Origin of the sequence: Croceibacterium atlanticum (genome assembly GCF_001008165.2) — a bacterium.
In the GTDB taxonomy this organism is placed as follows: domain Bacteria; phylum Pseudomonadota; class Alphaproteobacteria; order Sphingomonadales; family Sphingomonadaceae; genus Croceibacterium_C; species Croceibacterium_C atlanticum.
Window position 1 is genome coordinate 1,265,595 of the sequence record NZ_CP011452.2, and the last position, 20,532, is coordinate 1,286,126.

A 20,532-nucleotide genomic window follows, 5' to 3' on the forward strand; every position below is an offset into this window, starting at 1 on the left:
GCGGGCTACGATCCCTGCGGCATGATTTGCGGATCATGGGGGACGAGAATCATCGTATCCCCCTCTACCCGCCAGGATGCGAGCCGGCCGAGGAGGTTCATGCCGATCACATTGGTATTGCCCAGCCCCGGCGCGATGACCGCATCCAGACCGCGCGCGGACACATTGCCAAAACGCAGATCGTCAATCGCCGCGATCTCCGCCGCGACCGAACCATTGGCAGTCTGCATTCTCACCGGGACACCGCCCCGCCGGGGTTCAAGCCCGGCGGCGCTGGCCGTTCCTGCCGAAACCGCCGTCAATGTCGCGCCCGTGTCCACCAGGAAATCCGCCGGATGGCCATTGACCTCCGCCCGCAGCCAGAAATGCCCGTCCGGCGCCATGCGGACGCGCGTTTCCCCGCCTTCCACCACCTGTCGCGGCAGGCCAATTTCGGGCACTGCCATGTCGAAGCGCGGATCCATGCGAGAAACCTGCAGCACCACCATCACCAGCACAGCCATCAGGCCCAGCGTGCTGAAAACACGCAGCAGGCGGCCCAGAGCGGGGATGCTGCGCATCAGCATTCCGCCCAGCAGGCCAACCGCCATTGCGGCAAGCGCCGCCAGCAGCAGGCCCGATTGCGGCAGAGCCTGAATGGTGTTCGCCAGCTGATCCCAGAGGAAAGCCAAGTCCATGATCCGGATATAGTATGCCGGAGCTTGCTTTACGATGAGCCGATTTGCCTTCGGCCTTCCCGGTCAGGGTGCGTTGCGCCTTTCGCTGGCACTGGCGAGGATCAGGGAGAAGCGATCCCCGCTGTCCAGCCACCGTTCCTCCGGAGTCCAGCCACCGGCCAGCAGCAATGTATATTGGCTGCGCCGGTCGAATTTATGGCTGTTTTCCGTGTGAATCGTCTCTCCGCGCTGCATCGCGAAGCGCCGTCCGGAAACTTCGAATTCCAGATCCTCCTGCGCTTCCAGATGCATTTCGATCCGGGCAAAAGTATCGTTCCACCGGGCGACATGGCGCAGCCTGTCCACCGGGATCGTGCCGCCAAGTTCGCGATTGATCCGCCGTGCCAGGTTGAGATTGAACTCCGCCGTGATCCCGCGCGAATCGTCATAGGCGGCGATCAGCACGTCCGGATCCTTGATCAGATCCATGCCTATCAGCAGCTTCGATCCGTCGCCCAGCGTTTCCCGCATGGATCGCAGCAGGTCCACCGCAGTGCGCGCCACCATGTTGCCGATGGTCGATCCGGGGAAGAAACCCAGCTTGGGCAATTCCGCCACTTCTTTCGGCAGCTTGACGGGCTTCATGAAGTCCGCCTCCACCGGATAGACCGGCAATCCGGGGAACTTGGCAGCCAGATCCTCTGCCGCGGCGCGCAAGAAATCGCCGGCAATGTCCAGCGGAACATAGGCCGCCGGGTCGATCGCACCGAGCAGGAGCGGGGTCTTGACCGAAGAGCCGGAGCCGAATTCCACCACGGCCCGGCCCGGCCCGATCAGCCTGGCAAAATCCTGCTGCCGGCTTTCCAGTATCTCCCGCTCCGCCCGAGTGGGGTAATATTCGGGAACATCGGTGATATCCTCGAACAATTGCGATCCGGCATCGTCATAAAGCCAGCGGGCAGGAACGGCCTTCTGCCGCTGCGCCAGCCCTTCCAGCACATCCTGCCGGAAGGCCTTGTTCACGCCTTCCTCGTCCAGTTCCACATAGGCGAGGCCTGCTTCACTCATCACACATCCCTTGCCAGGCGCAGCCCGGTGAATTGCCAGCGTTGCTGGGGATAGAAGAAATTGCGGTAGGACGGGCGCGAATGGCCGCGCACCGTGGTGCAGCTCGCCCCTTTCAGCACCCACTGCCCGGCCATGAACTTGCCATTATATTCGCCCACCGCGCCTTCGGCCGGGGCAAAACGGGGATAGGGCAAATAGGCGGAGCGGGTGAATTGCCAGCAATCGCCAAACAGATCATGCCCGCCGCGCGGCAATGGCGGTGCGGCTTCATCCAGCTGATTGCCGCCATCTGCCGGATGGCCGGGGGAATCCTGCCCGCGGGCAATCGCTTCCCATTCAAATTCTGTCGGCAAACGCATCCCCGCCCAGCTGGCAAAGGCATCCGCCTCGTAATAGGAAATATGCGTTACGGGCGCATCGGGATCGCGTTCTTCCCAGCCGCAATGGGTAAAATGTTCGCCATCGCGCCAGTAAAGCGGCGCCTCTATGTTGCAGCGCCGGACCCAGTCCCAAGCGTCGGACAGCCAGAGCGACGCCGTGCGATAGCCGCCATCGGCGATGAAGCCATCCCATTCGCCATTGGTCACCAGCGTGCCGCGCAGGGCAAAAGGTTCCAGCAGCACGCGATGGGCCGGGCCTTCATTGTCGAAGGCAAAACCGCCCTCCTGGTGCCCGATCAGCGCGATTCCGCCCGGATGCTGGTGCCAATCCGGCCCGTCAGCCAGGCCGACGCCGCCCGCCTGCTCATCCTCATGCGCATGGCGGCCGCGCCACATGGCCGGGCCCAGCGGGTTCTTGAAGAATGCGTGCTTGATGTCTGTCAGCAGCAATTCCTGATGCTGCTGCTCATGGGCAATACCCAGTTCGATCAGATCGGCATGGGCGGGATCATCCAGCAAAGGCCGGATCGCCTCGTCCACCGCTTCGCGCCAGTCATGCACCTCGTCGAGCGACGGGCGGGCAATCAGGCCGCGATCCTTGCGCGCAATGCGCGCGCCTTCCGCTTCGTAATAGGAATTGAACAGGAACGGCCAGCGTTCATCATGCAGGCGGTAACCGGGCAGGCTGTCACGCAGAAGGAAGGTTTCAAAGAACCAGGTCGTGTGCGCCAGGTGCCATTTCGCGGGCGATGCATCCGGCATCGACTGGATCGTGGCATCCGCTTCGGACAGAGGCTCGGCCAGCTTTTCGCTCAGCCGTCTGGTCGCCGCATATCTTTCGGCCAAGGACATGTTGCGCTGATCCGGGGCAACGGCGTTTGAATGCGACGATGCGATGGTTCCACCCCTCCCTTCCGACAGGACCATCACGGTCCGCCGTTACGATAGAAAGACGGGCAGGCCGCTTTGTTCCCCATTTCCCTCCGGGCGGAAAGCCCGGAGGGAAAGGAAAAATCAGGCCGCGTCCTTCTGCCGTTCCTGCACTTCGAGATTGAGCATCTCGGCCACCAGGAAGGCGAGTTCCAGCGACTGCGCGGCATTGAGCCGGGGGTCGCAATGGGTCCGGTAACGGTCAGCCAGCGCTTCATCGGTGATGGCGACAGCGCCGCCCGTGCATTCGGTCACGTCCTGCCCGGTCATCTCGATATGGACGCCGCCGGCATGGGTGCCTTCGGCCCGGTGAACGGCGAAGAAGCCCTTCACTTCGGACAGGATCCGATCGAACGGGCGCGTCTTCAGGCCGCTTTCCGCCTTGATGACATTGCCGTGCATCGGGTCGCAGCTCCACACGACCGGGTGGCCTTCGCGCTTCACGGCGCGGACCAGTTTCGGCAGGCCGGCTTCGACCTTTTCATGCCCGAAACGGCTGATCAGCGTCATCCGCCCCGGCTCGCGCGAGGGGTTGAGCACGTCCAGCATGCGCAGCAGCGCATCCGGTTCCAGGCTCGGTCCGCATTTCATGCCGATCGGGTTGCCGACACCGCGCAGATATTCGACATGGGCGCTGCCTTCGAAACGGGTCCGGTCGCCGATCCACAACATGTGGGCCGAAGTGTCGAACCATTCCCCGGTCAGCGAATCCTGCCGCGTCAGCGCTTCTTCATATTGCAGCAGCAGCGCTTCATGGCTGGTGTAGAAAGGCGAGCTCTTGAGTTGCGGCGTGGTTTCCGGATCGATGCCGCAGGCTTCCATGAAGTCCAGCGCTTCGCCAATGCGGTCGGCAATATCGCTGAAGCGATCGGCCCACGGGCTGCGGCCCATGAAATCCAGCGTCCAGTTATGGACCTGGCGGAGATTGGCGTATCCGCCCCCGGCGAAGGCGCGCAGCAGGTTCAGCGTTGCGGCCGCCTGGCTATAGGCGCGGATCATCCGTTCCGGATCGTTCTGCCGTCCGGCTTCGTCGAATTCGATGCCGTTGATGATATCGCCGAGATAGCTCGGCAGGGTCACATCACCCTGGGTTTCCGTGGGGGAGCTGCGCGGCTTGGCGAACTGGCCGGCCATGCGGCCAACCTTCACCACCGGCATCTTGCTGGCGAAGATCATCACCGCCGCCATCTGCAGCAGCACACGGAACGTATCGCGAATATTGTTCGGGTGGAATTCCGCGAAGCTTTCCGCGCAATCGCCGCCCTGCAGCAGGAAACCGCGGCCTTCGCACACTTCCGCCAGTTCGGATTTCAGCGCGCGCGCCTCTCCCGCAAAGACGAGCGGCGGGAACGCGGCGAGCGTGCTCTCCGCCGTCTTCAGCGCTTCTGCGTCTTGATAGGCCGGAAGATGCTTCGCTTCGAAGTTCTTCCAGCTGTCGGGTGTCCAGTTCTGTGCCACGGGCTAATAGTCCAAAATACGGTTTTTCAGGGTTAAATTGGGCAGCGCCCCTACGCTTGTCGAGGGCAAGGCGCAAATGTTACATCGGTTATCGCTTTGGGGCCACCCCTGCGGGGATCGCCCGGGATCAGCGTCCGCCGCCAATGGCGGCCTGTTTTCCGGCCGTTTCGGCCACCGCCATTTCCGGCATCACCGCCATGCGCCACCCGCCATGACCGCCCAGATAGCGCGCGGCCAGAGCCTGCACTTCCTGCGGCGTGATCCGCGTCAGATCGCTGACAAGGCTCGGCAGATAGGCCAGCCGGTTGGAATCGAAGCTCGCCCCTTCCAGCTGGTTGAGCCAGAAAGTGTGGCCGGTCTGCAGGCGATAGAGCAATTGCCGCATGGGTTCCGTCACACGGGCGATCTCGTCTTCCGTCGGGCCGGTTTCGGCCAGATCCTGCGCGATGTCATCCGCCGCATCGAAAAAGGCATTGACCTGCATGGGCGACAATTGGGCCAGCGCCACGATCCGCCCGCCATTGTCCACATCCAGCGGCCATTGCGAATTCACGACCGGGGAATAGCTGGCCCCGGCCCGTTCGCGCATTGCATCCATCAGGCGATTATTGAAGATTTCCGCCAGCAATTGCAGCTTGCGGCTCTGCGGCAGACCTTCCGATCCGCCCCCCGTCGGCCACGCGATCACCGCGGCCGCCTGATCCGCCTCGCCTTCATGGGTGAGGATGAGCGGCTGGTCATTGGCTTCGGGAAATTTATCCGTAACCTGCAATACGGCCGGCCCTGCGACCTCACGCGGTGGCATGGCGCCGAATGTGCGGGACAAGGCAGCAATTGCGGCCTCCCGGTCGAAATCGCCGAAAATATCCACTTCGATGGGCCCCTGCTTCAGCAGGCGGGACCAGACTTCACGGAAACCTTCCGGCGTTGCGGCCTGCAATTGTTCAGGCGTCGGCGTGCGATAGCGCGGATCGCGATCATGCAGCAGCCAATCCAGATCGCGCGCCAGCACGGCATTGGGGCTGCCGCGATAGCTGTCATAGGATAGCAGGGCAGCGGCCTTTGCCCGCGCCACCGGCGATACGTCCCAGCGGGGCATCTCCAGCTTGGCGGCGAAGAGATAGAGCTGATCGGCCACGTCTTCCGCGCGGGTCATGCCTTCGAATTCAAAAGTCCCCTGCTCTATCCGGAAATTGAACCCCAGCTTGCGCCCGGTGGCGATCTGGTCGAGCTCTTCCTGGCCGAGCGGCCCGAGGCCCGAACTGACCAGCGCCATCTGGCCCAGCGCGGCATAGGCCGCCTCGTCATCGGCAATATCCTGCCAGCCCCGGCCGAAACGCACGCGAACGGTTGCCCGCCCGGGTTCATTATCCGTGTTCCACAACAGGGCGCGCACGCCATTGGCGAAAGTCAGCTTCTCGACATCGAAAATGCCCAGCGGCTCGCGCGAGAGGGGCTGTGCCGGGGTGCCGATTTCGGGCAGTTCGGCAAAGGATATCGCCTCCGCATCGGCACGGGCCGAAGTGGAGATTTCGACCGGCGCCAGCAGGGCCTGGCGCAATTGATCGGGCGTCGCCTCGCCTTCTTCCGGCGTCAGATACATGGCGCGGATCACCTTGCCCCGGAACAGGGCCCGCGTATGTTCATGCACGGCTTCCGGTGTGAAGCGGTGCTTCATGTCGCGGAACAGGTTCAGCACGGTGTCGGGCGCGGCCACTGCTTCGCGAATATCCACCGCATTCACGATATCGTCCGCCAGTTGCGAACCGGCCTGGATGCGTTCCTGCTCCACCTGATTGGCGAAGACCACGTCGAATTCGGCCATTTCGCGGTCTATTTCTGCCTGGGTCGGCGGCTCCGCCAGCGCCCGGGCAATGACGGAACGGACATCGCTGAGCGCAGATTTCCAGTCATCGCTCAGCGGCGCGAAGGAAACATAGGTCAGATCCGCCGAACGGCTCGTCTTCTGCTGTTCGATCGCGGCATACAGGAAATTGCCGCCGGACCGGGCGCGCGATTCCAGCCGCCGGTTGATCACCGCCTCGGCAATCGCATCGATCAGCAGGCCGCGATTATATTCCAGATTATCCGTCACCTGATGCCACGGACGCAGCACGCCATAGGTGAAACCGCGCGGCTGGCCGGGTTCGACCATCACGCGGGCCATCCCCACGGGATTATCCGGGTTCACATCCATCTGCGGATGCGGTTCGCCAAAATCGGGCTGCAGGGCCGGATCGCCCGGCACTTCCCAATCCCCGAAATAGCGTTCCACCAGAACCGCCAATTGCTGCGGGTCAGCATCGCCCACGACAACAATCACGGCGTTTTCCGGGCGGTACCAGCGCTGATGAAACGCCTTGACCGCATCGGCCCGCGCATCTTCCAGCGTATTGGCAAGGCCGATGGGGCCGCGCTCCGCCAATGGCTGGCCAGCGAAGAACAATTCGCGCGATGCATCGGCAATCCGCGCATCCGGGCCGCCGCGTTCGCGCCGTTCGGCCAGGACGATCGGCACTTCGGTATCGACATTCTTCTGGCTCAGCACGGGTTCGCGCACCATGCCGGAAAGCAGGCGCATGCTTTCTTCCAGCGTCGCCGGCCGGGCATTGGGCAGGTCCAGCTTGAAAACTGTCTGGGTCGGGCTGGTGATCGCATTCGTATCGCTGCCCAGCGTGGCGCCCAGCCGCTGGAAATGCGGAATCGCCTCCGCATCGCCAAGATATGTGGATTCGCGGAAGGTCAGATGCTCGATCAGATGGGCAAAGCCGCGCTCCTCATCCGTTTCGTGCAGCGACCCGGCATCGATACGAACGCGGATCGAAACCTGCCCCGGCGGCACGCCATTGTCGCGTACCGCATAACGCACGCCATTGGGCATTTCGCCGAACAGCCATTCCCGATCGACCGGAATATCCGTGCCGCGATAGATCCATGGATCGTCAGGCTGCGCATAGGCCGGGATCTGCGCCGGGGCGATTTGCGAGGGGGCGACTTGCGGCGCAGCTGCATCCTGCGCGATGGCAGGCAGCGGCGAAAGCAGGAGGGCAGGCGCGAAAATGCGCAGGGCGCGCAGGGCAAAGGTCATGGGCGTGGCAATAAAGGCTGTGGTTATGAAGGGACAGTGAATAAGCCCCGATCCATCTATCGGGTTCCCCGACCTTGCCGCACGGCTTCACCCCCCCTACATCGCGCCTATGTTCATAGAGACCGAAACGACGCCCAATCCGGCCACGCTCAAATTCCTGCCCGGCCAGCAAGTCATGCCTTCGGGCACGCGCGACTTCGCTTCGCCGGAAGAAGCGGACGTTTCCCCGCTGGCTCAGGCCCTGTTCGATACGGGCGAAGTGACCGGCGTTTTCTTCGGCAGCGATTTCGTTTCCGTCACCGCCGCGCCCGGCGTGGACTGGAGCGCGCTGAAACCGCAGGTCGTGGCCATATTGCTCGATCATTTCGTCAGCCAGGCGCCGCTCTTCACCGGGGGCGACGCCAGCGGCATTGCCGTCCCGGCCGAGGATGAGAATATGGGAGACGATCCGGCCGATGCCGAGATCGTGGCCCAGATCAAGGATCTGATCGAAACCCGTGTGCGCCCCGCAGTGGCCGGCGATGGCGGCGATATCCGCTATCGCGGTTTCCGCGACGGGGTCGTCTATCTGACAATGCAGGGCGCCTGTTCCGGCTGCCCCAGTTCCACCGCCACGCTGAAGCACGGGATTGAAGGCCTGCTGAAGCACTATGTCCCCGAAGTGAGCGAAGTCCGCGCCGCCTGACGGCCCATCTCTCTGCCGGAGAAAGTTCCATGTCCGACCCCCTTGGCGCCGAAGCGCTGGACCAGATCTTTCGCGAAGCCCGCACCGTCAATGAATGGCAGGACCGCGAAGTCAGCGATGCGCAGATTCATGAAATCTGGGAACTGGCCAAGATGGGCCCGACTTCGGCCAACCAGCTTCCCGCGCGGCTCGTCTGGTGCAAATCGCAGGAATCGCGTGAACGGCTGGCGGCCCATGCCGCAGAGGGCAACCGGCACAAGATCCTGACCGCGCCGGTCTGCGTGATCGTGGCCATGGACGAGGATTTTCACGAACAACTGCCCTGGTTGTTCCCGCATACGGACGCGAAAAGCTGGTTCGAAGGGGACGAGGAAGGGCGCAAGGTTTCCGCCTTCCGCAACGGCACATTGCAGGGCGCCTATCTGATCCTGGCAGCCCGCGCTCTGGGGCTGGATTGCGGGCCGATGTCCGGCTTTGACAATGCGGCAGTGGACAAGGACTTTTTCGCTGACGAACCGAAATGGAAGAGCAATTTCATCTGCTCGATCGGTTATGGCGATCGGACGGGATTGTTTCCGCGTAGCCCGCGGCCCGATTTCGACGTTTTCAATCGCCTTCTCTGATTTTGACGGGGCGTGCGCACTCTCGCAATAGATAGCGCCACGGAGGCGTGTTCCGCTGCCCTGTTCGCGGATGGCGAATTGCTTGCCGGTTCGTGCGAAACAATCGGGCGCGGCCATGCCGAAAAGCTGGTGCCGATGATTTCGCAACTGCCCGGAAAAGGGCGGGCCGAAAGGATCGTCGTCTCGCTTGGCCCCGGCAGTTTCACCGGCGTCCGGATCGGCCTTGCCGCCGCAAGAGCGCTAGCCCTGGCATGGCGCGCGGAAATATTTGGCTATCCCACCCTTGCCCTGATCGCCGCCATGGCACGCAGCCGCACACCCGGCCCGGTCAGCGTGGCCATGACCGGCGGCCATGGCGAATGGTTCGTGCAGAATTATTCAGCCGCGGGGCTGCCTGAAGACAAGCTTGCCTCTCTTCCCCCCGCATCGGCAGCCGCCTTCGCCCGGTATGACACCGTCGCGGGCAGCCAGGCAGAGGCGCTGGTCGCGCAGCGCGGCGGCGGAACCGCCCTGCCCATCCTGCCCGATGCCAACAGCTTTCCCCTGTTGCCGGAAGAATTGCTGACACCGCATCTCGCCCCACTCTATGGCCGCGCACCTGATGCACGTTTGCCGGGGGCGGCACGATGAGCAGCGTGATGATGGACGATCTCGACAAGATCATGACGGTCATGCAGGCCGCCTTCGATCCGGCTTTTGGCGAAGCCTGGACCCGGCGCCAGGTGGAAGATGCCCTTGCCTTGCCCGGCACGCATTATCTGCTGGCCAATTCGCGGGGTGAAGCCCCCCAACCCGGCGAAATCGTGGCCGGCTTCACCATGTCGCGCAGCGTGTTGGACGAAACGGAACTGTTGCTGATCGCGGTTCATCCCGATTTCCGCAACCGGGGTATTGCGACGCGATTAATAAACAGGTTCGCATACGAAGCGTATCAGCAGGGTGCCCGCAGACTATTTCTCGAAATGCGGGAAACGAACCCGGCGGAAGCGCTCTATCTCCGAATGGACTTTCACAAAATAGGTCGCCGAAAGAACTATTATCGCCGTGGCGCGGGCGATCCTGTCGATGCAATTACCTTTGCCAGAGAGATCGACGAATCCGTTCTGACAAGTGATTAGCCGAAGATTCTACGAGACTTCACTTAAGGGCACTTGTCTCACGCAACCGATTCTGCAAAGGGCTCTCTGGGCCGCGACGGGAATTAATACGCGCCCAATAAGAGCAGCGGGTTGCAAAGAATAAAGGATTACCGATGGAAACTGTAGAAAACGACATGACCGAAACACTTATTACGCTGACTTCGGACATTGTCGCAGCCCATGTGAGCAACAACAGCGTTCCGGTTGAAGAAGTCCCGACTCTGATCACGAACGTGTATGGTGCTCTTGCCGGTCTCGGCGCGAAGCCCGTGGAAGAAGAAAAGCCGGAACCGGCAGTATCGATCCGCGCTTCGGTCAAGTCCGATCATCTCGTTTGCCTGGAAGACGGCAAGAAGATGAAGATGCTCAAGCGTCACCTGATGACGGAACATGGCATGACGCCGGAAGAATATCGCGCACGCTGGAACCTCCAGGCCGATTATCCGATGGTGGCGCCCGATTATGCTGAAAAGCGCCGCACACTGGCGAAGGAAATCGGCCTGGGCCGCAAGCCGGGCCAGCGCCGCGGCCGGAAGAAGAAGGCCGCAACCGCGTCCTGAGGACAGGCTTCGCGCCAAGGTTGAAAAAACGCCCCGCCCCGCCCATAAGTGGCGGGGCGTTTTGCATCTAATTGGGACGAAACTTGCAGCAATCCATCGATCTAGAAGCGCTCTGTGCCGAACGCGGCCTCCGGATTACCGAACAGCGCCGGGTTATTGCCCGCGTCCTTTCGGAGAGCGACGATCACCCCGATGTGGAAGCGCTGCATGCGCGCGCCTCCGCCATCGATCCGAAGATTTCCATCGCAACAGTGTACCGCACGGTGCGCCTGTTCGAGGAAGCCGGCATTCTCGACCGGCATGATTTCGGCGATGGGCGCGCCCGTTACGAAGCCGCGCCCGAGGCACATCACGATCATTTGATCGATGTTGAAACGGGCAAGGTAGTGGAATTCGTCGATCCCGAACTGGAAGCGCTGCAACGCGTGATCGCCGAAAAGCTCGGCTATCGGCTCGTCGATCATCGTATGGAGCTGTACGGCGTCCGCATCGACCGCGAGGATTGAGGCTGGCCGCACCGGCTGGCGCCGCGCCCTGATCTGGGTGCGGATAGGCGCGATCGCATCTGTCTTTGCGATCGCGGCCCCGCTTCAATTGCTTTTCACCCTGTTCGGCCGGCGCGACCTGATCCCGCCGGTATTTCTGCGCATTGTCAGCTGGCTGTGCGGATTGCGCGTGCGGGTGGAAGGGCGGCCCTGCACGGGCACCTTGCTGATGCTGGCCAACCATCTGAGCTGGCTGGACATTCTCGCCCTGGCCGGGGCTGGCCGCAGTGCCTTTGTCGCCAAGGGCGGGCTGGCCGGGCACCCCTTCCTCAAATGGCTGTGCGACCAGAACGACACCATCTATGTCACCCGCGAGAAGCGGGGCACGATCGGCCGCCAGGTCGAACAATTGCGCAGCGCCCTTGCCCATCGCCGGATCACCGTATTTCCCGAAGGCACGACTGGGGACGGCACCAGGCTGCTGCCTTTCAAGAGCGCGCTGCTTGCAGCCGTGGAAGCGACCGGGATGGAGGTGACGGTGCAGCCCGTCGCGCTGGTCTATGAAGATGCGGAAGCCATCGCCTGGGGTGATGAGCCGGGCCTGGCCAATATCTGGGCCATTCTTGCCCGAACCCGCCCGATCCGCCTGACGATCCGTTTCCTCGATCCGCTGGAAGGGGATTTGCATCATTGCCGCAAGCAGATGACCATTGCCGCGCAGGAAGCCGTGGCCAAAGCCTTGCCGCTTTAAATTCCGGCATAAATCCCGTAGATGCCCGGCCCCATGCGACAGAGTGACGCCCCCAGGACCTACAGGGTCAAGAGCTTCGGCTGCCAGATGAATGTCTATGACGGCGAACGCATGGCGGAATTGCTTGCCGAGAAGGGCATGTCCCCCGCGCCGGAAGGCGAGGAAGCGGATCTGGTGGTGCTCAACACCTGCCATATCCGCGAAAAGGCGGCGGAGAAGGTTTATTCCGATATCGGCCGGCTGGTTAAGAAGGGCGAAGAGGCCGGGCGCAAGCCGATGATCGCCGTTGCCGGCTGCGTGGCACAGGCAGAAGGCGAAGAGATCATGGCCCGCGCCCCGGCCGTGGGCATGGTCGTGGGCCCGCAGGCCTATCACCGCCTGCCGGAAATGATCGACAGCGCGGCCAGCGGCAAGCGTGCGACTGATACGGACATGCCGGCGGATGCCAAGTTCGCCGCGCTCCCTTCACGGCGCAAAGTGGGGCCGAGCGCGTTTCTGACAGTGCAGGAAGGGTGCGACAAGTTCTGCACCTATTGCGTGGTCCCTTATACGCGCGGTGCAGAAATTTCCCGTCCGTTCAGCGATTTGCTGCGCGAAGCTGAAAAGCTGGTGGAAAGCGGCGCGCGCGAGATCACCTTGCTTGGCCAGAATGTGAACGCATGGTCTGGCGAAGATGAGGCGGGCCGCCCGGTCGGCCTGGAAGGATTGGCAAGAGCGCTGGCAAAACTGCCGGATCTCAAGCGCATCCGCTACACCACCAGCCATCCCAATGACATGACCGAAGGCCTGATCGCCGCCCATGGGGAGGAGCCCAAGCTCATGCCCTATCTGCATCTGCCGGTGCAGAGCGGGTCCGACCGGGTGCTGAAAGCCATGAACCGTTCGCACACGGCCGAAAGCTATCTGCGCCTGCTGGAACGGTTCCGCGCCGTGCGCCCCGACATTGCGCTGAGCGGCGATTTCATCGTCGGTTTTCCGGGCGAGACGGATGCGGAATTCGAAGAGACGCTGAAGCTGGTGGACGAAGTCCGCTATGCGCAGGCATTCAGCTTCAAATATTCGCCCCGCCCCGGCACGCCCGCCGCCGGCATGGACAACCAGATCCCGCGCGAAGTGATGGATGAAAGGCTGCAACGCCTGCAGGCATCGCTCAACCGCGATCAGCTTGCCTTCAACCAGGCGAGCATTGGCAAGACCTGCGAAGTTCTGGTGGAGCGCAAGGGCAAGTTGCCGGGCCAATGGCTGGGCAAGTCGCCCTGGCTGCAATCGGTTTTCTTTGAAGGCGAAGCCGCCATTGGTGACATGGTGACGGTTGAGCTGGCAGAAGCCGGCCCGAATTCGATCCGGGGCCGGCTGCTGCAACTAGCCGAGGCCTGATCCCGCGCTATTGCGCGAGAAAGGCCCCGTCGACCGGGTAATAGGCGCCGGTCAGGAAACTCGCCGCATCGCTGAGCAGGAAATTGGTCAGCGCGGCGACTTCCTCCGGCTGTCCGAGCCGCCCGATCGGGTGCATCCCGACCAGCCCGTCCAGCTGCTTCTTCGACAATGCCCCTTCGATCAGCGGCGTTTCGATGAAGGCCGGGCCTACCGCATTCACGCGGATGCCCTGCGCCGAATATTCCAGCGCCGCCGTCTTGGTCAGCCCGCAAACCGCGTGCTTGGCCGCCACGTAATGCGCCGCGCCCCGCCAGCCGACCGAACCGAGGATGGACGCCATGTTGACGATGGATCCGCCGCCATTCTCCAGCATGGCCGGAATCTGGTAGCGCATACTGTAGAATACGCCGTTCAGATTGACGTCGATCACCCTGCGCCAGTTTTCCAGCGCCATCTCCCCCGTGCTTTGCTGGTCCCCTGAAATACCGGCATTGTTCACGGCGAGATCCAGCCGGCCGAATTCCCGGACGGCAAATGCCACCATGGCTTCAACCTCCTCCGCCTTGGCGACATTGACGGCATAGGCCAGCGCGCCCGCGCCCAGTTCCCCGGCAACCGCTTCTGCGCCCTGCGAATTGTAATCCGCCACCAGCACGCGCGCGCCGCGCCCTGCCAGATCCCGCGCAATGGCCGCGCCGATGCCCGATGCGGCTCCTGTCACGATGGCATTCTTGCCGGAAAAATCCTGGGACATTGTTCCTCTCCTTTCGATGCGACGGTGTGGGGATAAGCGGTCAGCCGTGCCCCATCCAGTGTTCGACACGCAAAAGATGCCGTGCCTGCGGCAATGCGCGATGTTCTATCAGGCGATAAATGCCCCCGACCAGCAAGCTGGCAATCACGAAACTGGCAATCGCATAGGCCCAGACCGCCAGGGCCATCGCCCAGCCCACCGGCGCCATGAACCAGCCATAGACCACCACAAGCGTGCCAAATATCTGCGTGATTTCGCATGGCAGGACCAGTTTCCAGCTGGGCCACGGGCGCGACCATACGCCGCCCTTGTTCCGGGTGAGATAGATTGTCATGTGGCCGGCCACCAGCAGCTTGAGAAACACCAGGGACTGCACGGTTTCGGGCGGCATTTGCAGCCAGTCGCGCACGAACCAGAACAGGCCGAAACTGGAAAACACACCATAGACGCCCAGCGCGCCTGCAATCGCCAGCACGCGGCGCATGTCCCAGCGCAGCGGGCGGCGTGCCATGGCCGCGTTGTCATAGGCGATGGCCATGATCGGGATGTCGTTCAGCAATGCCAGCAGCACCACCATCACCGCCGTGACCGGATAGAAATCGAAGATCAGGATACTGGCCGTCATGAACAGCAGCAGGCGGATCGTCTCCGCGATACGAAAAATGGCATAGCCGGTCATCCGTTCGAATATCTGCCGCGCTTCCTCGATCGCGCGGTTGATGACCGAAAGGCCCGGAGCGGTCAGCACCAGGTCGGCCGCCGCTGCCGCCGCGTCGGTCGCCCCGCTCACCGCGATGCCGACATCGGCCTGTTTCAGCGCTGGCGCATCGTTCACCCCATCGCCCGTCATGCCGACAATATGCCCGGCCTGCTGCAGGGGCCGCACGATCTCGAACTTGTGTTCGGGAAAGACCCGCGCGAACCCGTCCGCCGCCTCGATCGCGCCCAGCCTGTCGCCCGGGGCATCCCGGCCGAAGATCGTGTCCGCCACCACGATATTGCCGCCCATGCCCAGCTGGCCGGCAATATGACGGGCTATCGCCTCGTGATCGCCGGTGACCATCTTGAAATCGAGGCCCATGGCGCGCGCATCCGCAATGGTTTCCGCGCTGTCCTCTCGCGGGGGATCGGACAGAGATAGCAGGCCGAGGAAGCGCCACGCACCCTCCCCGTCCCTTCGCGCCACCGCCAGCGTGCGGAAACCCTTGTCCGCATGGGCAATTACTTCGGCTTCCATCGCGCTGCGCTGGCCGCCCTGCAGGGTGCAGAGATCGGCGATGACCTGCGGCGCCCCCTTGGTTGCGACGATGGTGCGGCCGCCCCGCTCCGCCTGCGCTTCCGCCCGTTTCATCACCGGATCGAAGGGCTGGAAATGGGTTATCTTCCAGCCTTGCAGATCCGCCATATCGGCCTTGTCCAGCACCGCTTCGTCAATCGCATCGGGCGCATCGGCCCGGCAGGCCAGAGCGGCTGCCTGCACCAGCTCGCTCTCCTTCACTCCTTCCGCCAGCCACGATTCGCCCAGAGAGAGGCGGTTCTGGGTGAGCGTGCCGGTCTTGTCGGTACAGAGCAGGTCCATCCCCGCCATTTCCTCTATCGCGACAAGGCGGGAGACGATGGCCTTCATCCGCGCCAGCCGTTCCGCCCCCACGGCCATCGTCACGGACAGCACGGCCGGCAGGGCCACCGGGATGGAGGCGACCGTCAGGATCAGCGCGAATTGAACGGTTTCGACCAGCGGATCCTGGCGGAACAGGGCGACCATCCCGATCAGCGCGACCAGCCCGATCGTGCACAGGATCAGGAAATTGCCGATCCGCAGCACCGCCCGCTGGAAAAGCGACCGGCTGCGCGCCGTATCCACCAGCCGCGCGGTCTTGCCGAAATATGTGTTCATCCCGGTGGCCGTGACGGTGCCGGTCATCTCCCCCAGTTTCACGATCGCGCCGGAATAGGCGATATCGCCCGGCTTGCGATCGACCGGCAGCGATTCCCCGGTGAGGACCGACTGATCGAGGCTGAGATAATCGCCGCCGCTCAACCGGATATCGGCGGGCACGATACTGCCCAGTTTCAAGGCGACGAAATCGCCCGGCACCAGCACCCGTGCGGGCAGATCCTTCCATTCGCCATCGCGCAGGACACGGGCCATGGGGGCAAGCCGCCGGCGCAGCAGGGCAATGGCATTATCCGCCTTGTATTCCTGCCAGAACCCTACCCCGGCATTCACGATCAGCATGGCGAGGATGATGGCCAGTTCTTCCCAATGGCCGAGAACGGCGCTGAGCAATGCGGCCACTTCGATCATCCAGGGGATCGGCCCCCATGCGAAATTGGCGATCCGCGCCAGCAGGCCGGTCTGTTTTTCCGCGAGGACATTCTCGCCATTGCGCGAGGCGCGTGGCGGCCTCCTCCCCGGTCAGCCCCGTTTCCAAATATGGCGCATCGCTCATCCGCCTTCTCCTGCTGGCCTCCAGGACGGCAGACTGCGCATTTTCGCGCGAGCGTTAATCTGGGGATGTTCCGGAGTTTGCAGGCGCCGGATGGCGGCCCGTGGCATTCAGGCGACTTTCCACCGACATATGTTCCGGCATGACTTGCCTCTCGCAATCCGTGGATTATCTTTCGAATCCTAGTGCGAAAGGAGCGCATGGCCCGAAAAACATCTCGCGCAGAAGGGGATACGGTGCTCGCCCACCCCGAAGATCGTCGTGACGCAGGGCGTCGCGCCAGGGTGGAGGTTCTGTTTGAAGAACAGGCCATGCTCGGCCCGTTATTCGGCGAATTCGACGCCAATCTGGTCCAGATAGAAAACCGGCTCGGCGTGTTCATCGCTGCGCGCGGCAACAAGGTGGTGATCGAAGGGGCGGAGGACGAAGTTGCCCGCGCCCGGCAGGTCCTGCTGGCCATGCACGAAAAATTACTGACCGGCGGAGAGCTGGATTCGGGCATGATCGAATCGCTTATCGCCATGTCCAACGAACCCACGCTGGACGGCATCATCACGGGCGAGGCCAAGGGCCCGCCGATCATGATCCGCACCCGCCGCAAGACGATCAGCCCGCGCAGCGCGGCCCAGGCCGAATATATGCGCCAGCTCGCCAGCCGGGACATTATCTTCGCCCTTGGCCCGGCGGGCACGGGCAAGACCTATCTGGCCGTGGCCCAGGCGGTCAGCCAGCTGATCACTGGCAGCGTGCAGCGCCTGATCCTGTCCCGCCCGGCGGTGGAAGCGGGCGAACGGCTGGGCTTCCTGCCCGGCGACATGAAGGAGAAGGTCGATCCCTATCTCCGCCCGCTTTACGATGCGCTGTATGATTGCATGCCGCCCGAACAGGTGGACCGGCGCATCGCCAGCGGGGAGATCGAAATCGCCCCCATCGCCTTCATGCGCGGACGGACCCTGTCCGATGCCTTCGTCATCCTGGACGAAGCGCAGAACACCACTCGCGAACAGATGAAGATGTTTCTCACCCGCTTCGGCCAGAACAGCCGCATGGTGGTGTGCGGGGATCCCCGGCAGGTGGATATACCCGGCGGCATCGGCCAGTCCGGCCTTGCCGATGCGGTCGCCCGACTGGAAGGCGTGGAAGGCATCGGCACCTCCCGCTTCACCGCGGCCGACGTGGTCCGCCACCCGATCGTTGGCCGGATCGTCGAAGCCTATGAAGGGCAGGACGGCTGAGATTTGCCGGATCGATCCGGCACCCCGCCCGCTCTCGTCACCCCGGGCTTGATCCGGGGTCCAGCTTGCTTCCGCCGAGTTGAGAAATGGCGCGATCCCGGATCAGGTCCGGGATGAGAGCAGGGCATGGCGCAAGGTCGAGGCTTCCCTACTGGCCACAGCTCGCGCTATGCGGGCGGAATGTGTCATCCTTCCGCCCCGTCCCGTCTTTCCCCGCCCATCGCGGGATCGAAGGCAGCGCATTTTTCGCGCACAGGACAGTGTTCCAGGCGTTCCAGCCGTGCACCATGCGCGACGAGTGGAGCCGTCTGATGCAGCTCGATATCGATATTGAGGATCCGTGGCCGGCGGGCGACTGGGAAGCTCTGGCCGAACGTGTGGCGCAATGCGCGATTTCGGTCGCGCCGGAGCTTGGGAATGAACGGCTGGCGGCCAGCCTGCTGTTCACCTCGGATTCGCAGGTGCATGAACTCAACCGCGAATGGCGCCAGCGGGACAAACCCACCAATGTCCTCTCCTTCCCCATGCTGGAGCGGGAGGACTTGCTGGAATTGCAGGCCGACGGACCGCCCGAACTGCTGGGCGATATCGCCCTTGCCTGCCAGACCTGTGCGCGCGAAGCCGCCGAAAAAGGCGTTTCCCTGCAAGACCATGCCGCGCATCTTGTGCTTCACGGATTGCTCCATCTGGCAGGGTATGATCACGAAATTTCCGCCGCGGATGCCGATGCGATGGAGGCAATGGAAACAAAGGCGCTTGCGCAAATGGGAATCGGCAACCCATATGAAGAGCCGCAAACAGAATAGGGAAAAGCGACAGGGCGATGCCCGACGTTACGAAACAGGGCGATTCCAGCAATGGAGACGCGGACAGTAGGGGCGGATTGTGGAACGCAATCCGACGATTCTTCGACGAAGCGGGCGAAACCTCGCTCCGCGCACAATTGGAAGAAGCGATTGACGAGCATGAGGGGGAGCACGCCTCAGGCGAACAGATACCCGGCAAGGGGGATCTTTCGGCGGTGGAACTCACCATGCTGCGCAATCTGCTGCATTTCAGCGAGCATGATGCCGATGACGTGGCGATTCCCCGTGGGGAAATCATCGCCGTGTCGGCCGATGCCAGCTGGGACGATCTGATCGGGATCTTTTCCGAACACGGCCATTCGCGCCTGCCGGTCTATCGCGACATGCTGGATCAGGTAATCGGCATGATCCACATCAAGGACGTGTTTCCCTATCTGGCCCACGGCAAGGCACCGCCTTCCGACTGGACGGTGCTGATGCGCCAACCGCTTTATGTGCCGCAGGCACGCGGGGCGCTGGACGTGCTGGCCGATATGCGCGCCCGCCGCATTCATCTTGCCATCGTGGTGGATGAATTTTCCGGCACGGACGGGATCATCACGATCGAGGATCTGGTCGAGGAAATCGTCGGCGAGATCGAGGACGAGCATGACGATGCGCCGATCGACCTGGTGGTCGCCATTGGCGAAGGCATGTGGGATGCGGATGCCAGGGCGGAACTGGACGACGTGGCCAAGATCGTCGACGATCCGCGCATTGCCGAGGTCGAGGAAGCGGTCGACACGCTGGGGGGGCTGGCTTTCGTGCTGGCCGAACAGGTGCCGCCACCCGGCACGGTTCTGACCCACCCCAGCGGCTGGCGGATCGAAGTCACTGCCGGGGATGAAACCCATGTCACCCGGCTGCGGCTCCATCGCCCAGAAGCGGAAAGCGAACCGGAAACGGAATGACGCTGTATGACGTGCGAAAGGTAGCAAGCGAAGTTTGTTGCAAAAAACGCACAAGGGAGGAAATATTGGTGCAGCGCAACAAAAAATATGATTTCGTCATATCAATGATTTGAGGAATTTGCTGTCCAATTTTCCCCCGCAGCGCATCACAAGCAGCTCGACACAGTTGCATTTTTCTGAACATTAGATCCGATGCGCCGCCTCCCCCCCTTAAGGGCGCTCGAAGCTTTCGTGCGTGTGGTTCGCCTGGGCTCTGCCCGCGCGGCCTCGGACGAACTCGGGCTCAGCCCGTCCGCCCTTTCCCGCCGGATTGCCAATCTTGAAGATTTCACCGGCAAGAAGATGTTTTCCCGCACCGGCCAGGCAATGAAGCTGACCGATGAAGGGCGCGCATTCTACGATTCAGTCGCCCCGCATCTGGAAGCGCTGGCCGTGGCGGTGGAAGCGCAGTCGGAAAATCTGCAATTGCTGCGCCTGCGGCTGGGCGTCCTGCCCCTGTTCGGAACGCAGCGCCTGTTCCCCCGTCTGCCGGAACTGCGCCAGTTGCATCCGCGGCTGCATATCGACATCGACACCGGCCCGCATCTGATCGACCGGGTGGGCGATACGCTGGATGCGGCGATCATCCTGATGACGGAACCGAACGCCAATTATCACGGCGTCCAGCTGGACCAGAACACCGTCCACGCGATCTGCAACAAGACATTGGCAGAAGAACTCGGCCCCAGCCCCGGCATTCCCGAACTGGAGAAGCAGACCTTCCTGCTCCACACGGACATGCCGCTGAGCTTCGACGCCTGGAAGAAGGCGCTTGGTTACGAAGCGCTGCAACCAAGCGCGATAGACCATTACGATTCCGGCCAGCTGATTCTGGAAGCGGCCGCACAGGGCCTGGGCGTGGCCATGATGCATGACGACCACATGCGCCGGAACAACGATCCGCGGCTGGCCAAACTGTTCGACGGGCTACAGGTCGAAAGCCCATACAGCTATTGGTTTGTCTGCCGCCCGGTCGATCTGGAAACCCGCCCGGTGCGGATATTCCACGACTGGCTGGTCAAGGCAGGTCTGTAGAAGGCACAAGACGAAATCGGGCAAATGGTAAAGACCGGCCCGGAAATTGGACAAAATGGGGAG

At 62.7% G+C, this 20,532-nt stretch carries 19 protein-coding genes; 12 read left to right on the forward strand and 7 right to left on the reverse strand.

The window, feature by feature from the left end:
* Positions 1–5: 5 nt before the first annotated feature.
* The 5 genes from WYH_RS05965 to WYH_RS05985 all read right to left on the reverse strand — a co-directional run bounded on the left by WYH_RS05965 (position 6) and on the right by WYH_RS05985 (position 7,580).
* Positions 6–677: a retropepsin-like aspartic protease family protein gene (locus tag WYH_RS05965; RefSeq protein ID WP_046903113.1), complete on the reverse strand. Its 672-nt coding sequence runs from the start codon at positions 675–677 to the stop codon at positions 6–8.
* A gap of 63 nt (positions 678–740) precedes the next feature.
* On the reverse strand, positions 741–1,724 hold the full coding sequence (gene egtD, locus WYH_RS05970; RefSeq protein WP_046903114.1) for an L-histidine N(alpha)-methyltransferase: 984 nt from the start codon (positions 1,722–1,724) through the stop codon (positions 741–743).
* Positions 1,724–2,956: an ergothioneine biosynthesis protein EgtB gene (egtB, locus tag WYH_RS05975; RefSeq protein WP_046903115.1), complete on the reverse strand. Its 1,233-nt coding sequence runs from the start codon at positions 2,954–2,956 to the stop codon at positions 1,724–1,726. The genes egtD and egtB overlap by 1 nt, the downstream gene beginning before the upstream one ends.
* Before the next feature lie 162 nt (positions 2,957–3,118).
* Entirely contained in the window at positions 3,119–4,492 is a 1,374-nt protein-coding gene (locus WYH_RS05980; protein ID WP_046903116.1) for a class II 3-deoxy-7-phosphoheptulonate synthase, read from the reverse strand.
* A 127-nt stretch (positions 4,493–4,619) separates the two neighbouring features.
* Positions 4,620–7,580 (reverse strand): M16 family metallopeptidase, encoded by a 2,961-nt coding sequence (locus WYH_RS05985; protein ID WP_046903117.1) that lies wholly within the window; start codon positions 7,578–7,580, stop codon positions 4,620–4,622.
* A 109-nt stretch (positions 7,581–7,689) separates the two neighbouring features.
* Here WYH_RS05985 and WYH_RS05990 point away from each other — a divergent pair, with 109 nt between their 5' ends.
* From WYH_RS05990 to miaB, 8 genes are all read left to right on the forward strand, one after another.
* Positions 7,690–8,265: a NifU family protein gene (locus WYH_RS05990; protein WP_046903118.1), complete on the forward strand. Its 576-nt coding sequence runs from the start codon at positions 7,690–7,692 to the stop codon at positions 8,263–8,265.
* A 29-nt stretch (positions 8,266–8,294) separates the two neighbouring features.
* Positions 8,295–8,888, forward strand: coding sequence for a malonic semialdehyde reductase (locus tag WYH_RS05995; protein ID WP_046903119.1), 594 nt, complete (start codon positions 8,295–8,297; stop codon positions 8,886–8,888).
* 12 nt (positions 8,889–8,900) lie between these two features.
* Positions 8,901–9,518, forward strand: coding sequence for a tRNA (adenosine(37)-N6)-threonylcarbamoyltransferase complex dimerization subunit type 1 TsaB (tsaB, locus tag WYH_RS06000; protein WP_046903120.1), 618 nt, complete (start codon positions 8,901–8,903; stop codon positions 9,516–9,518).
* Positions 9,515–10,006, forward strand: a complete 492-nt coding sequence (gene rimI, locus WYH_RS06005) for a ribosomal protein S18-alanine N-acetyltransferase (RefSeq protein ID WP_235979017.1) — start codon at positions 9,515–9,517, stop codon at positions 10,004–10,006. The genes tsaB and rimI overlap by 4 nt, the downstream gene beginning before the upstream one ends.
* A gap of 134 nt (positions 10,007–10,140) precedes the next feature.
* Positions 10,141–10,587 carry a Ros/MucR family transcriptional regulator gene (locus tag WYH_RS06010; protein WP_046903121.1) on the forward strand — a complete coding sequence of 149 codons (447 nt, stop codon included), beginning with the start codon at positions 10,141–10,143 and terminating at the stop codon, positions 10,585–10,587.
* Positions 10,588–10,670: 83 nt separating this feature from the next.
* Entirely contained in the window at positions 10,671–11,093 is a 423-nt protein-coding gene (locus WYH_RS06015; RefSeq protein ID WP_046903122.1) for a Fur family transcriptional regulator, read from the forward strand.
* Between the two features lie 88 nt (positions 11,094–11,181).
* Complete coding sequence (locus WYH_RS06020) at positions 11,182–11,823, forward strand: lysophospholipid acyltransferase family protein (RefSeq protein WP_053833428.1); 642 nt, start codon at positions 11,182–11,184, stop codon at positions 11,821–11,823.
* Positions 11,824–11,856: 33 nt separating this feature from the next.
* Positions 11,857–13,200, forward strand: a complete 1,344-nt coding sequence (gene miaB / locus WYH_RS06025; protein ID WP_046903124.1) for a tRNA (N6-isopentenyl adenosine(37)-C2)-methylthiotransferase MiaB — start codon at positions 11,857–11,859, stop codon at positions 13,198–13,200.
* A gap of 7 nt (positions 13,201–13,207) precedes the next feature.
* On the opposite strand, the gene WYH_RS06030 is transcribed toward miaB, so the two are convergent.
* On the reverse strand, positions 13,208–13,954 hold the full coding sequence (locus WYH_RS06030) for an SDR family NAD(P)-dependent oxidoreductase (RefSeq protein WP_046903125.1): 747 nt from the start codon (positions 13,952–13,954) through the stop codon (positions 13,208–13,210).
* A gap of 40 nt (positions 13,955–13,994) precedes the next feature.
* On the reverse strand, positions 13,995–16,307 hold the full coding sequence (locus WYH_RS06035) for a plasma-membrane proton-efflux P-type ATPase (RefSeq protein WP_156320080.1): 2,313 nt from the start codon (positions 16,305–16,307) through the stop codon (positions 13,995–13,997).
* Positions 16,308–16,604: 297 nt separating this feature from the next.
* Here WYH_RS06035 and WYH_RS06040 point away from each other — a divergent pair, with 297 nt between their 5' ends.
* The 4 genes from WYH_RS06040 to WYH_RS06055 all read left to right on the forward strand — a co-directional run bounded on the left by WYH_RS06040 (position 16,605) and on the right by WYH_RS06055 (position 20,469).
* Positions 16,605–17,639: a PhoH family protein gene (locus WYH_RS06040; protein WP_046903126.1), complete on the forward strand. Its 1,035-nt coding sequence runs from the start codon at positions 16,605–16,607 to the stop codon at positions 17,637–17,639.
* Positions 17,640–17,950: 311 nt separating this feature from the next.
* Positions 17,951–18,445, forward strand: coding sequence for an rRNA maturation RNase YbeY (ybeY, locus tag WYH_RS06045; RefSeq protein WP_046903127.1), 495 nt, complete (start codon positions 17,951–17,953; stop codon positions 18,443–18,445).
* A 17-nt stretch (positions 18,446–18,462) separates the two neighbouring features.
* A complete protein-coding gene (locus WYH_RS06050; RefSeq protein WP_046903128.1) occupies positions 18,463–19,395 on the forward strand; it encodes a hemolysin family protein in 933 nt (310 codons plus the stop codon).
* Positions 19,396–19,587: 192 nt separating this feature from the next.
* The gene (locus WYH_RS06055; RefSeq protein WP_082347873.1) at positions 19,588–20,469 is read left to right on the forward strand and encodes a LysR family transcriptional regulator; all 882 of its coding nucleotides are present in this window, start codon (positions 19,588–19,590) and stop codon (positions 20,467–20,469) included.
* Positions 20,470–20,532 lie beyond the last annotated feature (63 nt).

Bases quoted from the DNA above. Each gene is read 5' to 3' on its own strand.
- WYH_RS05965 (WP_046903113.1), bottom strand. From the start codon at position 677: ATGGACTTGGCTTTCCTCTGGGATCAGCTGGCGAACACCATTCAGGCT.
- egtD (WP_046903114.1), bottom strand. From the start codon at position 1,724: ATGAGTGAAGCAGGCCTCGCCTATGTGGAACTGGACGAGGAAGGCGTG.
- egtB (WP_046903115.1), bottom strand. From the start codon at position 2,956: ATGTCCTTGGCCGAAAGATATGCGGCGACCAGACGGCTGAGCGAAAAG.
- WYH_RS05985 (WP_046903117.1), bottom strand. From the start codon at position 7,580: ATGACCTTTGCCCTGCGCGCCCTGCGCATTTTCGCGCCTGCCCTCCTG.
- WYH_RS05990 (WP_046903118.1), top strand. From the start codon at position 7,690: ATGTTCATAGAGACCGAAACGACGCCCAATCCGGCCACGCTCAAATTC.
- WYH_RS05995 (WP_046903119.1), top strand. From the start codon at position 8,295: ATGTCCGACCCCCTTGGCGCCGAAGCGCTGGACCAGATCTTTCGCGAA.
- rimI (WP_235979017.1), top strand. From the start codon at position 9,515: ATGAGCAGCGTGATGATGGACGATCTCGACAAGATCATGACGGTCATG.
- WYH_RS06010 (WP_046903121.1), top strand. From the start codon at position 10,141: ATGGAAACTGTAGAAAACGACATGACCGAAACACTTATTACGCTGACT.
- miaB (WP_046903124.1), top strand. From the start codon at position 11,857: ATGCGACAGAGTGACGCCCCCAGGACCTACAGGGTCAAGAGCTTCGGC.
- WYH_RS06030 (WP_046903125.1), bottom strand. From the start codon at position 13,954: ATGTCCCAGGATTTTTCCGGCAAGAATGCCATCGTGACAGGAGCCGCA.
- WYH_RS06040 (WP_046903126.1), top strand. From the start codon at position 16,605: ATGGCCCGAAAAACATCTCGCGCAGAAGGGGATACGGTGCTCGCCCAC.
- ybeY (WP_046903127.1), top strand. From the start codon at position 17,951: ATGCAGCTCGATATCGATATTGAGGATCCGTGGCCGGCGGGCGACTGG.
- WYH_RS06050 (WP_046903128.1), top strand. From the start codon at position 18,463: ATGCCCGACGTTACGAAACAGGGCGATTCCAGCAATGGAGACGCGGAC.
- WYH_RS06055 (WP_082347873.1), top strand. From the start codon at position 19,588: ATGCGCCGCCTCCCCCCCTTAAGGGCGCTCGAAGCTTTCGTGCGTGTG.